Below are 12,879 nucleotides of genomic sequence, written 5' to 3'. Positions count from 1 at the left end.
GGTATCATCGCAGCCCCCCGTGATTGAGAGCCGGAGGCGGAGCAATCCAGCCTATAGGCCAGGCGTCAGCTGGATTGCTTCGCTCTCGCTCGCAATGACGGCGCGGGGAACCGCCATCCTCGTGCGCCTCGCCGTGATTGAGAGCCGGAGGCGAAGCAACCCAGTCTAACCGCCTGGCCATCAGGCTGGATTGCCTCGCTCCGCTCGCAATGACGGGAGGGCGATCTAAAGCGACGACCGCACCTCGACGGATAAGGCTGAGCATAGACTGAGCCATACCACCTGATCATCGCCGCAATTCCTGAACTATCCCGGCAGCAACGCTTGCGTTTGTGCTCGTATGACTACGTAACGGTGCAAAAACATCCGTCGCGCCACGATCTAGACCAAACCGCCTAATAGATCTTGCTGTCTGATCCGTGCTTGATCTCCCGATCAACAGGAGATCTGACGCGAGCTGGAGGGGCGATCCTTTGAAGGCTGAACCGAAGGGCGGGCGCAGGACCGCTTCTGCGGGCCGTTGGCTGCGCATCACCGCGGGCGTCCTCGCCGTGTCGACCCTCGTGGCGACGAACGACGGCCCCCCTGCCCTCGCGTTCGGGGATGAACGGTCCCTGACGCTGTTCCACACGCATCGGAACGAGACGGCGACGATCACTTATCGCCGCAACGGCGTGTTTGACGCGGATGGGCTGGAAAAGCTCAACACATTCCTGCGCGACTGGCGCAACGACCAGCAGACGCGCATGGATCCGCGGCTTTTCGACGTGGTGTGGGAGGCTTACCGCGAAAGCGGCAGCAAGGCGCCCATCCAGATCATCTCGGCGTATCGGTCTCCGGTCACCAACGCGATGCTGCATCGCCGCTCGCGGGCGGTGGCGGAGCAAAGCCAGCACATGCTCGGCAAGGCGATGGATATCCGGCTCGCCGACGTGGACACGGCCCGGCTACGCGCCACCGCGATGCGGCTCCAGCATGGCGGCGTCGGCTACTACAGCTCCGAGAAGTTCGTTCATGTCGATACGGGCAGCATCCGCGCCTGGCCTCGCATGGGACAGGACCAACTCGCCAAGCTGTTCCCGGACGGAAAAACCGTTCACCTGCCGAGTAACGGCAAGCCGCTGCCGGGATACCAGGAAGCCAAGGCCGCCCTGCTGGCGCGCGGCGAGACCGTGGAAGGCGTGACCACCACGATGGTCGCCGAGGCGCCGATCGGGGCGCGGAAGAGCTTCTTTGCGGCGTTGTTCGGGTCTTCGCGCGACACGACGCAAGGCGGCGCGGCGCCGGAGCAGGAAGCGGCGAACGCGTTGCCTGCGTCGGCGTCGTCCTATGTGGAGACCGACCCGCAACCTGCTGCGAGCCCAACCCCGCTTCCGCTGCGACGGCCCATCGACCTGCCCGGCGCAGTCGTGACCGCGGCCGCGGCCGCACCGTCCGAGACTGGCGAGGCCGCAATGGCGTCGATGATGGCCGGACTGCTCAGCCGGGAGGCGGGCTGGTCAACCGCGGACACGCAGGACGCCGCCGTGCAGGCGCTGTTCTCGGTGCAGCCCAAGCCCGCCAGCCGCGGCCCGGTGCGGATCGCGCAGGCATCCGTCAAGCTTGCGTCGGCGCCCAACGCCGAAGCGCTCGCGCCGCCGGAGGCCGTGATGCTGGACATCCGGTTCACGCTCGGCCCGGCGACCGATCTCGGCCTGGCAAGGTTCAGCGGTCCTGCAGTGCGGAACCTGCGCACGGCCTCGCTGCTCTTTGATTCGCTCTGAACGTCCAGCTCTTTACAAACACTTCGCGAGCGAACCAACTCTGGTAAGAATTCTGCATCTATGTTTGGAGAGGTAGACCTTTTGCGCTGTTGAGATGGCCCAAAGCGGGAGCCGTTTAGGAACATTGCAAGTTCCCAATCCTGCAAGATGCCGTCAAACTAAGGGCTTCGCCTAGGACAAATTCATGCGCCCACCTTCCGTCGCCACGCCGAGTACGCTGTTCAGCGTGCTTGGGGGCAAGTCGGATCATTTGCCTGCCGCTGGGGGCTGGAATGCGCTTCAGCTCGTTGGGCGCCCCTGCGCTGTCGGCAGGGCCGAATGGGACGCGTTCGCCCAAAGGTCTGGCGCGTCGTTTCGTGGCGCGTTCCGGGCGGCGGCGGGCTGGCGCTATGATCATCACGCGTGGTCGTCCATCCGCCGCGGCGAGGTGCTGGAGTTGCAGCCCTCCAGGCCGGTGCGCGTGGCGCAGTTCGCGCTCAGCATGCGTCGGGGCGAAGGCGCGTTCCTGGATACGCTACAGGTCGCGCCCGAGCATCAGCATCGCTGGCCGGCCATTCTGGGCGCCGCCCTGAAGTCGCTTGGGCCGGGGCTCTACCACTATGGCTCCGATTGGGATCCGGGGCCGGCGCGCGACGCGGTTGTCGCCACGCTGCGCAATGTCGAATTGCGGGAGGTCTCGCCAACGTCGCTGGACCTCATCGAGTTCGAACGCTGGGCGAGCTGGGCCGACTACCTGGCGTCCGTGAGCACCAACGTGATCCGTAACGAGCGCAAGGCGTCGCGGCTTCATGGTGATCTTCACATCGAGCTGCGCACCGGGCCGTTCGCGCTGCTGAACAGCCCGGCGCTGAGCACCATGCGGATCCGGATGTACCGCGACAAGGACGTGCCGAAGTCGCCCGTCGGCATGGCGCTGCGCTCCATCGCGCGGACCTGGTGCATGCGCGACCACGCCGCAGCGGCCACGATCTCGGCCGGCTCCTCCACCCTCAGCGCCTACGCGGGCATCGATTTCGGGGAGGCGACGTATTACCTCGAGGGCGCGTCGGCGCGGGACAACGGGGGCGCGGGCTGGCGCCTGCTCCTGGCCATGATCAAGCGCGCGCATGAGCGTACGGGCGGGCGCGGCGTGTTCGTGATGGGCCCGACCGTGGCCGCGGAGGGCGCGAGCGCGGGCCTCGCGCGCTCACGCGCGCAGGTGCGTGCGACGCCGCGCCCGGGCGCCCGCTTCACCTTCGCGTATCACGGCTAGGCGCCCGCGCGGAAACCGCCGCAATTGCCCTATAATGAGGCCCGGCCCCGGCGCGATTCGGGGGCTCGGGGGTTTCGATGGCGTTCAAGTGTGACATACCGGCCGTGCCGACGCAGCAGGTCGACGACGCGGTTGCGCGGATCACGCGTTGGGACTTTGAGCCCGGCGCGGTGACGGGCTGGCATACGCACGGGTACCCCTACTTCGTGGTGATGCTGACGCCGGGCGTGCTCCGGGTTCAGACCGCCGAAGGCGAGACGGAGGTCCCGCTCGGCGCCGGTCAATCCTATCGGCGGCCGGCAGGGATCGAACATGACGTCATGAACGGCTCGCCGCACCCGATCGCGTTTATCGAGATCGAGGTGAAGGATCCCACCCAGCTCGAGATGCTCGCCCTCGCGCAGGGCGCGCAACAATGACCACGCCGTCCGTCGCCGAAGCGCCGCGCGCGCCGTCCGAAGAGGCGGCGGCCGCGTTGTCCAGGGAGGTCAGTCTGCTCGGATCCGCCGCTATGGAGAATACCCGGACCTGGCGCGCGACGCTGCGCAACGGCGTCGAACGCGCGCGCTCACGCGCCTTTGACGCCGCGATGGCCGGCTGGACGGCCTTGTTCGCGCCCGTGATCCTGTGTCTGTGGGCCTGCGGTTCGCCGCCGCGCGCCGTCCGCCGGGCGACGCGGGTCTGGAGCCGGGGCGTGCTGACGCTTCTGAAAGTGGTGGTCGGGCTCGATTATCGGGAGGTCGGCCGCGAGAACGTGCCGGCGGAACCGTGCCTGATCATCGCCAACCACCAGTCGGCCTGGGAGACGCTCGCATCGCTGGCGCTGTTTCCAGAGGTCGCGATCGTGGCCAAGCGCGAACTCCTGCGCATCCCGGTGTTTGGCTGGTTCCTGAGTCGGTCCCCGATGATCGTGATCGATCGCGAAAGCGGCTCGTCGGCGGTGCGCAAGATGGTGGCCGAGAGCCGGGCGGCGCTGGAACAGGGTCGCTCGATTCTGATCTTTCCCGAAGGCACGCGCGCCAATGTGGGCGACCGGATCGCCTTCAAACGCGGCGTCGAGCTCCTCTACGCGACGCTGGGGCGGCCCGTCGTCCCCATGGCGCTCAATTCTGGTCGGTTCTGGGGCCTTGGCCTGCCCTACAAGAGGCCGGGGACAATCGTGGTGAACTACCTGCCGGCGATCCCGCCCGGCCTGCGGCCCTCGGTCTTCGTGAAGCAGGCCGAGGAGATGCTGGAGTTAGCGAAGGGTTGACGCGACCGCGGGTTTTCCGGGCCTTTCCGGAACCCCTGCTCAACCAGGTTTTTTCACGTGCTTTGAAGACCTTGCGGGCAGATTTGAGCGGTCACACGGGAACCGCGTCATGCCGCAGATCTGGGCGACCTACGACGAACTCGCGGAGCATTTCGGCAGGACGCCAGCCGAAACACGCGACGCCGTGATTGCGGCCGCCTGGCCGCGGCGCCAGTGCAGCGACGGGCAGACCCGCGTGAAGCTCACCCCGACCCTGGGCGTGGAACTCACCCGCGCATACATCCGATCCGTCGACGGCGGCGGCTCTACGACGGACCTTCCCATCGCGTCGGATGCCGCCGCCACAGCTGCTGTGACGCCGGCCTCGCCATCCCCAGACCTCGCTCGCCTGCAGGCTGAACTCAACCAGATCCGTTCGGTGCTGAGCTCCGCGTTACTGGACCTGGCGGCAGAACGCGAGCGAACCGCAACGCTCAGCTCAGAGCTGCTCCGGCTGACCGTTCAGCAAGCCGATTGGCAGGCCGAACCTGCACGTCGCGTGGCCTGAGCAGCCTCAACAGGCGACGGAGGTGGCCGGAGAGGTCCGGGGCTGCCGCGCCTTGCTGAGAAGCGGGCGTGCGTCCGCATACACCCCTGCCCGCTCGGTCAACGCATAGGCGATGACCCCCGTGCGGCCTGTTCGCAACTTGATCGGCTTCAGCAGGTCGTTCACGAGCAGGATCTGCACATCGGCGGGCAGAGCGCCCTGCGGACGATCCAGCCCAATTTGGAGTTCGCCGCTCGAATCACAGAACTGCGCAACGCGCTTCACGGCACGACCAAGCATTCCCGTCCCCTGCTACGGTTTTTAGTAGCACGAATTTTCCATGCCCATTCAGGCTTAGTATTCGCGCGTCTACGAACGAGAATACACCTGTCATCGCCGCCGTCCATGTCCTAAATCAATGTGCCGCGCGGCGATCTCTGGTTCGTCAAAAACGGCCATTTGGCCTTTTGCTCCTGTGCCACGACAACTGTTGTTATGCGATCACTTTGGTTTCGCTTTCGCACTTGGGGCGACTGGATCGCGCGGAAGAACGAAAGCGCGATTGCTCCGGATCGGCGCTTCCCGTCGCAAGGGGAGTGGCCGGTCGAAACCGCCACCCAGGTCGCAGGTGGGCAGCCCGGCATCGTCATGGCGCGGGACCTGAGGCCATGAACGAGGCAGAGGTTAGAGACAATCCTTTTCTTGATATCGGGTATATATTTTCCCGTGTCTTTTAAGTCGTTAATTTGCGTCAGCCCGCACGGTCGTTGCTAAATACAGCTATCGGCCTGCCATGTTAAGGTTAACGAATTGTATTGATGGCGCGGATTTTAACTTCTTCTTAAGGATGACTTCAGCGTCCGTGGCGGAGCGCTTGGAGTATGGCGATGATGTCGGCTCGATCCGAGGCGTATGGCGTTTCACACCTGACGCCGGTGCTGACCAACCCTCAAAGGCAGCATAGTCCTTCACCCGAGCTGCCGATCTCCATGGCGACGAGCCACTTCGACGAAATCGAACTGGACTGGAGCCCGCGCGAGCGGATCATCTGGAGCTTCATGAAGCCCCGGGCGACCCCGGCCTTCACCCCCACCCTGCTGCGCGAACTCATCGGGCTGCGCCGCATGGTGGAAGAAAACCTTCAGGAGCCGGTCGAAGCCGAGCGCGGCCGCTATTTCGTGTTCGGCTCGCGGGTGCCGCGCATCTTCAACTTCGGCGGCGACCTGCGGCTGTTTTCCGAGAAAATCCGCAACGGCGACCGCGAGGGGCTTCGCCAATACGCCTACCAGTGCGTGGAAGCCGTGCACAGCAATCTCGGCGAGGGCCTGCCCATTGTCTCCATCGCGCTGGTGCAAGGCGACGCCCTGGGCGGCGGCTTTGAGGCGGCGCTATCCTTCGACGTCATCATCGCCGAGCGCAGCGCCAAGTTCGCGCTTCCCGAGATCCTGTTCAATCTTTTCCCCGGCATGGGCGCCTACACCCTGCTGACCCGGCGCCTCGACGCCATGCGGGCGGAGAAGATGATCCTCAGCGGCCAGACCTATTCGGCGCAGGATCTGCACGACATGGGCCTCGTGGACGTCGTCGCGGAGGATGGCGAGGGCGTCCAGGCGGTGGAGCGGTACATCGCGGCGACCTCCCGCACCTACGAGGCGCGGCGCGCCCTGTTCGCGGTCCGCAAACGGGTCGCCGGCCCGGCGCTTCGCGAGTTGCAGGACGTCACCGACATCTGGGTCGACACCGCCATGCGCCTGCGGGAAGAAGACCTGCGCCGGATGGCCCACCTGATGGCCGCCCAAAAGCGCCGGCTCAGGAACCAGGCCGCTGCGTGAGGCGATTGCCTGGGGTTGCACTGTGAGCTCCTTCCTGCCCGTCATCCTGAGAAGCAGGCTTGCTTAGGCCTGCGTCGCGAAGGACGAGGGAGTCCAGAAGGCTGCTGACCTGCCTGAATGATGCGCAGGCGCCCGAACGGGTCGCTCCCCTCCCCGTCATTGCGAGCGACAGCGAAGCAATCCAGCTGATGGTGGATCAGAACGCTCCAAGCCCTTCGCCCGGCGTCTGGATTGCTGCGTCGCTGGGCTCCTCGCAATGACGGCGAGGCGCTTGCGCGATCAGAGCCAGCGTTTCCAGCGGAAGAAGACGTAGGGCAGCAGGCCCGCCATCACCATCAGGCCGAGCGCCATGGGGTAGCCGAGCGTCCAATCGAGTTCGGGGATGAGCTTGAAGTTCATGCCGTAGATCGAGGCGATCAGGGTGGGCGGCATGAAGATGACGGCCATCACGGAGAACAGTTTGATGATGTTGTTCTGCTCCAGGTTCACGAGCCCGAGCGTGGCGTCGAGCAGGAACTGGATCTTCTGCGACTGGAAGGTGGCGTGCTCCTCCAGCGACTGGAGGTCGCGCAGAGTGGTGCGGACCTCCTCGCGCAGCTCCATGGGAACGCGCGCGGCCCGGTAGCTGACCGATAGGAAGAGCAGCAGGCGCTCAACCGAGACGAGGCTCTCGCGGATCTTGGAGATCAGGTCGCCATAGCGCCCCAGCGCCCGCAGCGTGTCCTGGTGCTCGGCCTGGCGGCTGCCGGGCTGCGGCCGCGCCTCGAACACCATCTTGGACAGGGCGTCGATGTTGGCGCCGGTTTCCTGCAGCACGTCGGCGGCGCGGTCGATGATGGTCTCGACCAGGCCTGCCAGCACGGCCTCGGCGTTGCCGGCGCAACCCTCCGGCCGGGCGATCCGGTTGTTGAACATCTGGAACGCCTTGGGCTCGGCGTAGCGGACCGTGACGAGCGTCTGGTCCTTGAGGATGAAGGTCAGGCCCGTGATCTCGGGGTCCCGCTCCACCCGGTAGACCACCCGGGCCGTCATGTAGCGCGCGCCGTTCTCGGTGTAGAGCAGTTCCGACGGCTCGATGTCGCTCATTTCCTCGCGCGTCGGGATGCTGATGCCCAGATAGGCCTCGACCTGCCGGTCTTCATCGCGGGTCGGCTCGATCAGGTCGATCCAGACCACGCCGCGCGGGATCTCCTGCCCACCCTGCAGCACGCGCTTGTCGAAGCCGGCCGCCGGGGCGACGGCCGCGTTGTAGACGATGATCATTCAGGCTCCGGTGAGCGGGAGTTGGCGCAAAGCCCTGCGTGTCACGTTTACCTGACCGCACGGCGCCGTCACACGCAAGTTGGGGATCGCTCAGCTTTCCAGCGGATCGAGGCTCGCGGGCGCAGGGCTGTCATCGGGCACGAAAAAGTCCACGAACAGACGCTGGGTGGGATCCACCCGGTACTGGTCGAAATCCGTCACGCCTTCGCCGGCCAGGAACGTATCGTCGATCAGGAACTGGCCGGTGAACTCCCGCGATGGCTTTCCGAAGATGCGATAGGCGGCCTCGGCGACGATGTCGGGCGTCCGGCTTGCCCGCATCAGGGCGTCGCCGCCGAGCAGGTTCTTCACCGCGGCGGTCGCAATGGTGGTTCGGGGCCAGAGCGCGTTCACGGCGACGCCCTGCTGGCGCAGCTCGCCCGCGAGGCCGAGCACGCACAGGCTCATGCCGAACTTCGCCATCGTGTAGGCGAGATGCGGGGCGAACCATTTCTCCTTCATGTCGAGCGGCGGCGACAGCATGAGAATGTGCGGGTTCGCGGCGCGCGCCAGATGCGGGATCGCGTATTTGGAGACCATGAACGTGCCGCGCGTGTTGATCTGGTGCATCAGATCGAAGCGCTTCATGTCGGTTTGGCTCGTGGGGGTGAGCTGGATCGCGGAGGCGTTGTTGACCAGGATGTCGATGCCGCCAAAGGTCTCGACTGTCTTGGCGATCGCCTCGGCGACAGACGCCTCCTCGCGCACGTCCACCACCAGGGGCAACGCCTTGCCGCCGGCGTGCTCGATGGCGTCCGCGGCCGTGTAGATGGTGCCTTCGAGCTTGGGATGCGGCTCGGTGGTCTTGGCCGCGACCGCGATGTTGGCGCCGTCCGCCGCCGCCTTGAGGGCGATCGCGAGGCCGATGCCGCGCGAGGCTCCGGTGATGAACAAGGTCTTTCCGGCCAATGACATGAACGCCTCCCCTGAGAAACAGAATCCGCCTGGATCAGCCCGGAACGAAGCGCCCGGGCTGGGTTCCATCCGCGTCCGTGAAGCCGTAGCGCCGCGCCAGATCGGCGACGAAGAGCGATGCGCCGCAGTGATCCCGGATGGCGGGATCGGCCGCGAGCGCCGCGACGGCGCGGCCGGCATAGAGCGGCGTTTCGGTCGCCTCGTCGGCGAGGCCGGCGTCCTGCACCCGCTCGGTGCGGACGAAGCCGGGCGACAGGTGCGCCACCGTCACGCCGTGCGGCGCGAGATCGGCCGCCATGAGCTGCGAGGCGCGCAGCGCCGCGGCCTTGCCGAGATCGTAGAAGATGTCGCCGAGCGGGCGGCCCTGGCCGTCGAACCCGACCACCACGATGAGGCCGGCGCCGACCGGCGTCATCAGCGGCGCGAAAGCGCGCGCGGTGGCGAGCGCCGCATAGGCGCCGGATTCGAGCGCGGGCTCGAACGGGGCCAGCGAACGCTCGTGAAAGGGCGCGCCAAAGGGCGTGCCGTCAGCTTGGCGAGCGCCGTCGAAGCCCTCCGCGCCGGCCCAGGCCGAGCAGACAACGACCGAAGGCGGGCCGAAGCGCCGCATCACATAGGCCGAGAATGCGTAAAGCGCCTTTGTGTCCGTGTGGTCGCAGACATACGGGAAGCCTCGGCCGCCGGCCGCTTCCACGGCCTCGGCGGCGTCCTCCACGGTTTCGCGGCGCCCCTCTGTGCGATAGCCAAAGCGCGTCGAACGACCGCTGCAGATGACCGTGGCGCCGGCTTCGCCGAGCCCCAGCGCGATCCCGCGCCCAACGCCGCGGGACGCGCCCGCGACGATGCAGACCTTGCCGGCCAGCGGGCGCGGCGCCTCGCTCACGCCACCAGAACCAGGGCGCCGTCCCCGACCGCGCCGGCGCCGTCCACGATGGCGCGCTCGAGGGCGGGCGCCTCCGTGGCGACCTGTTCGGCGAAGAAGCGCGCGCTGGCGATGCGCGCGGGCTGGCCGGAGTCATCGGCGGCGACGAGGCCCTTGGTGGCCAGCGATGCGCCGCCCAGCGCGAGGGCGAAGAGCTTCAGGTAGTCGGTGGCGCCCGCGAGCGCGTCGTTGGGGCGAGCGCCCAAAGCCTCCATCATGAAGGCCGTGGCGCGCTCCAGGCTGTCCACGGCGTCCCGCAGGCGCTCCGCCGTCTTGCCGAAGCCCGGCGCGTTGGATTGCGCGACCGCGTTCACGGTTTCGCGCATCTCGGCGATCACGCCCCGCACCGTGTCGCCGCCGGACAGCGGCAGCTTGCGCTGCACCAAGTCGATGGCCTGGATGCCGTTGGTGCCCTCGTAGATGGTCGCGATGCGGGCGTCGCGCAGGTGCTGGGCGGCGCCCGTCTCCTCCACGAAGCCCATGCCGCCATGCACCTGGACGCCCATGGAGGCGACTTCCACGCCGATGTCGGTGGAATAGGCCTTGGCGATGGGGGTGAGCAGCGCGGCGCGCTCGTTTGCGGCCTTGCGGGCGGCGGGATCGGTCTCGCGGTGCGCGCGGTCGAGCGCCTCGGCGACGCGGTAGCACAGGGCGCGGGCGGCCTGCGTTTGCGCGCGCATGCGCAGCAGCATGCGGCGGACATCCGGATGCTCCGCGATGGGGCTCATGCCCTCGCCCGTGTAGCCCGGCGCCCTTCCCTGCCGGCGCTCCTGCGCGTAATGCAGCGCCTGCTGGAAGGCGCGCTCCGCAATAGCGACGCCCTGCAGGCCGACATTGAGGCGGGCATTGTTCATCATCGTGAACATGCAGGCGAGGCCCCGGTTTTCCTCGCCGATCAGCCAGCCGACGGCGCCGCCCTCGTCGCCGTACACCATCGTGCAGGTGGGCGAGGCGTGGATGCCGAGCTTGTGCTCGATGGAGTGGCAGCGCACGTCGTTGCGATCGCCGAGCGAGCCGTCAGGGTTCACCAGGAACTTGGGCACCAGGAAGAGCGAGATGCCGCGCGTGCCGGCGGGCGCATCCGGCAGGCGCGCCAGCACGAGGTGGACGATGTTGTCGGTGAGGTCGTGCTCGCCATAGGTGATGTAGATCTTCTGGCCGAAGATCCGGTACGTGCCGTCAGGGGCCCGCTCCGCCTTGGCGCGCAGGGCGTTGAGGTCCGAGCCGGCCTGCGGCTCCGTGAGGTTCATGGTCCCCATCCACTCGCCGGAGACGAGCTTGGCGAGGTAGGTCTGCTGCAGGTGCTCCGAGCCGTGCGCCTTGACGGCCTCGATGGCGCCGGCGGTGAGCAGAGGGCCGAGCGCGAAGGCGAAGGAGGCGGAGTTCCACGTTTCCACGCAGGCCGCCTGCACGAGCTGCGGCAGGCCCTGGCCGCCGAAGTCCGGGTCGGCCGTGAGGCCGTTCCAGCCGGCGTCGGTCCAGGCTTTATAAGCCTCGCGCCAGCCCGGCGGCGTCGTGACGACGCCATCGCGCAGCTGGGAGCCGACCTTGTCGCCGATGCGGTTGAGCGGCGCGATGACATCGCCGGCGAATCGCCCGGCCTCTTCCAGGATGGCGGGCGCCATGTCGCCCTCGAGCTCCGGCGCGAGGCCGTCCGCGGCCAGCCGGTCCAGGCCCGCGACATGGCGCAGCGTGAACAACATGTCGGCGACAGGGGCGCGGTAGGTCATCGGCGTGTTTCTCCCGGAGCGCAGCGTTGGATCGGCCGCTCACGCGACCGTTGGCGCGCATCATAGTCGCCGTGCTAAGCGAAGCGACTGCGAAATAAGGCGCACTCGCGCGCGTCGGGCGATAGTTTAGAGATGAACGATACAGCGTCAACACGCCGGACCGCCCGCCTCCAGCCTGACGAGGCAGGCCTCGCCCGGGCTGCGGCCCTGCTGCGCGACGGCGGGCTCGTGGCGTTTCCCACCGAGACGGTCTACGGCCTCGGCGCGGATGCGACCGACGGGCGGGCGGTGGCGGGCATCTACGCCGCCAAGGAGCGGCCGAGCTTCAATCCGCTGATCGCGCATGTGCCGGACCTCGCGGCAGCGCAGCGCGAAGGCGTTTTCGGAGCGGATGCGCTCGCGCTGGCGCGGGCGTTCTGGCCGGGGCCGCTGACGCTGGTGGTCCCCAAGGCGCCGACCTGTTCGGTGGCGGACCTCGCCACCGCGGGGCTGGACAGCGTGGCTTTGCGGGTTCCCGCGCACGCGATCGCGAACGCCTTGCTGCGCCTCGTCGGACGCCCGGTGGCGGCGCCCTCCGCGAACCGCTCGGGCCGCGTCAGCCCCACGGCGGCGGAGCACGTGCTCGAGGATCTCGACGGGCGGATCGACGCAGTCGTGAGCGGCGGCCCGACCGAGGTCGGCGTCGAATCCACGATTGTGTCCTGTCTGGATGGCAAGGTCACGCTGTTGCGGCCCGGCGGGGTGGCGCGGGACGCGATCGAGACGGCGCTGGGCCGGGGGCTGGACGAAGCGGTCTTCTCCGAGGCGGACCATGCGCCCGTGGCGCCCGGCATGTTGGCCTCGCACTACGCGCCGAAAGCGGCCGTGCGGCTCGCCGCACAGGCGATACGCCCGGGCGAGGCCGCTCTGCTGTTTGGTCCATCTTCGCCGCAGGGCGCCGCGGGCGCGGCGGCGACGGCCAATCTCAGCCCCTCAGGAGACCTCGCCGAGGCGGCCGCGAACCTCTTTGCCATGCTGCGGCGGCTGGATGGGTCGGGCGCGGCCACGATCGCGGCAGCTCCCATTCCGGACAGGGGTCTTGGAGAAGCGATCAATGATCGCTTGCGCAGGGCCGCGGCCCCGCGCGGCTGAGCTCGATCACAGTCCCGCGGCGGTGATGCGCTTGCCGGTTTCTGAGCACCGACCGGTGACGAGAGCGACCACGCGCTGACTCAGGCTGTGGCCCGTGCAGCCGCCTTGGGCGTGCGCGGTCGGTTTGGGGGAGCGCATCGGGGCGGGCGATAGACGGTTTGGCGCGGGCTGGGTTTGGCCATTCGGCTCGTTCATGTCGTGCGAAATCCATTCAATGAAAAGCCGCCCCGGGAGAGCCGGAGCGGCTTCGATAC

12 protein-coding genes are annotated in these 12,879 nt (G+C 67.6%); 7 read left to right on the top strand and 5 right to left on the bottom strand.

All coding sequences use genetic code 11. The features are described from left to right. Nucleotides 1–473: 473 nt before the first annotated feature. The 5 genes from IEV99_RS09045 (at nt 474) to IEV99_RS09025 (ending at nt 4,814) form a co-directional block, all read left to right on the top strand. Nucleotides 474–1,763, top strand: a complete 1,290-nt coding sequence (locus IEV99_RS09045) for a peptidoglycan L,D-endopeptidase MepK (RefSeq protein ID WP_244643698.1) — start codon at nt 474–476, stop codon at nt 1,761–1,763. Between the two features lie 184 nt (nt 1,764–1,947). Continuing rightward, nucleotides 1,948–3,015 carry a hypothetical protein gene (locus IEV99_RS09040; RefSeq protein WP_188517321.1) on the top strand — a complete coding sequence of 356 codons (1,068 nt, stop codon included), beginning with the start codon at nt 1,948–1,950 and terminating at the stop codon, nt 3,013–3,015. 77 nt (nt 3,016–3,092) lie between these two features. Next, entirely contained in the window at nt 3,093–3,434 is a 342-nt protein-coding gene (locus IEV99_RS09035; RefSeq protein ID WP_188517320.1) for a cupin domain-containing protein, read from the top strand. Beyond that, on the top strand, nt 3,431–4,267 hold the full coding sequence (locus IEV99_RS09030; RefSeq protein WP_244643696.1) for a lysophospholipid acyltransferase family protein: 837 nt from the start codon (nt 3,431–3,433) through the stop codon (nt 4,265–4,267). The genes IEV99_RS09035 and IEV99_RS09030 overlap by 4 nt, the downstream gene beginning before the upstream one ends. Before the next feature lie 109 nt (nt 4,268–4,376). Next, nucleotides 4,377–4,814, top strand: a complete 438-nt coding sequence (locus IEV99_RS09025; RefSeq protein ID WP_188517319.1) for a hypothetical protein — start codon at nt 4,377–4,379, stop codon at nt 4,812–4,814. 6 nt (nt 4,815–4,820) lie between these two features. On the opposite strand, the gene IEV99_RS09020 is transcribed toward IEV99_RS09025, so the two are convergent. Beyond that, the gene (locus IEV99_RS09020; RefSeq protein WP_188517318.1) at nt 4,821–5,093 is read right to left on the bottom strand and encodes a hypothetical protein; all 273 of its coding nucleotides are present in this window, start codon (nt 5,091–5,093) and stop codon (nt 4,821–4,823) included. A 581-nt stretch (nt 5,094–5,674) separates the two neighbouring features. Between IEV99_RS09020 and IEV99_RS09015 the strand changes: the two genes are divergently transcribed. Next, nucleotides 5,675–6,625 carry a crotonase/enoyl-CoA hydratase family protein gene (locus IEV99_RS09015; protein WP_188517317.1) on the top strand — a complete coding sequence of 317 codons (951 nt, stop codon included), beginning with the start codon at nt 5,675–5,677 and terminating at the stop codon, nt 6,623–6,625. A gap of 279 nt (nt 6,626–6,904) precedes the next feature. On the opposite strand, the gene corA is transcribed toward IEV99_RS09015, so the two are convergent. The 4 genes from corA to IEV99_RS08995 form a co-directional block, all read right to left on the bottom strand. Further along, on the bottom strand, nt 6,905–7,888 hold the full coding sequence (gene corA, locus IEV99_RS09010; RefSeq protein WP_188517316.1) for a magnesium/cobalt transporter CorA: 984 nt from the start codon (nt 7,886–7,888) through the stop codon (nt 6,905–6,907). 90 nt (nt 7,889–7,978) lie between these two features. After that, on the bottom strand, nt 7,979–8,842 hold the full coding sequence (locus IEV99_RS09005) for an SDR family oxidoreductase (RefSeq protein ID WP_188517315.1): 864 nt from the start codon (nt 8,840–8,842) through the stop codon (nt 7,979–7,981). Between the two features lie 34 nt (nt 8,843–8,876). Beyond that, on the bottom strand, nt 8,877–9,725 hold the full coding sequence (locus IEV99_RS09000) for an SDR family oxidoreductase (RefSeq protein WP_188517314.1): 849 nt from the start codon (nt 9,723–9,725) through the stop codon (nt 8,877–8,879). Then, nucleotides 9,722–11,494 carry an acyl-CoA dehydrogenase gene (locus IEV99_RS08995; RefSeq protein WP_188517313.1) on the bottom strand — a complete coding sequence of 591 codons (1,773 nt, stop codon included), beginning with the start codon at nt 11,492–11,494 and terminating at the stop codon, nt 9,722–9,724. Before IEV99_RS08995 ends, IEV99_RS09000 begins: the two co-directional genes overlap by 4 nt. A 132-nt stretch (nt 11,495–11,626) precedes the next feature. Between IEV99_RS08995 and IEV99_RS08990 the strand changes: the two genes are divergently transcribed. Further along, nucleotides 11,627–12,625, top strand: a complete 999-nt coding sequence (locus tag IEV99_RS08990; protein WP_188517312.1) for an L-threonylcarbamoyladenylate synthase — start codon at nt 11,627–11,629, stop codon at nt 12,623–12,625. Nucleotides 12,626–12,879: the final 254 nt, after the last annotated feature.

The sequence above is a fragment of the Alsobacter metallidurans genome, from assembly GCF_014636935.1.
GTDB lineage: Bacteria > Pseudomonadota > Alphaproteobacteria > Rhizobiales > Beijerinckiaceae > Alsobacter > Alsobacter metallidurans.
This window is presented reverse-complemented; position numbering and strand designations above follow the sequence as displayed.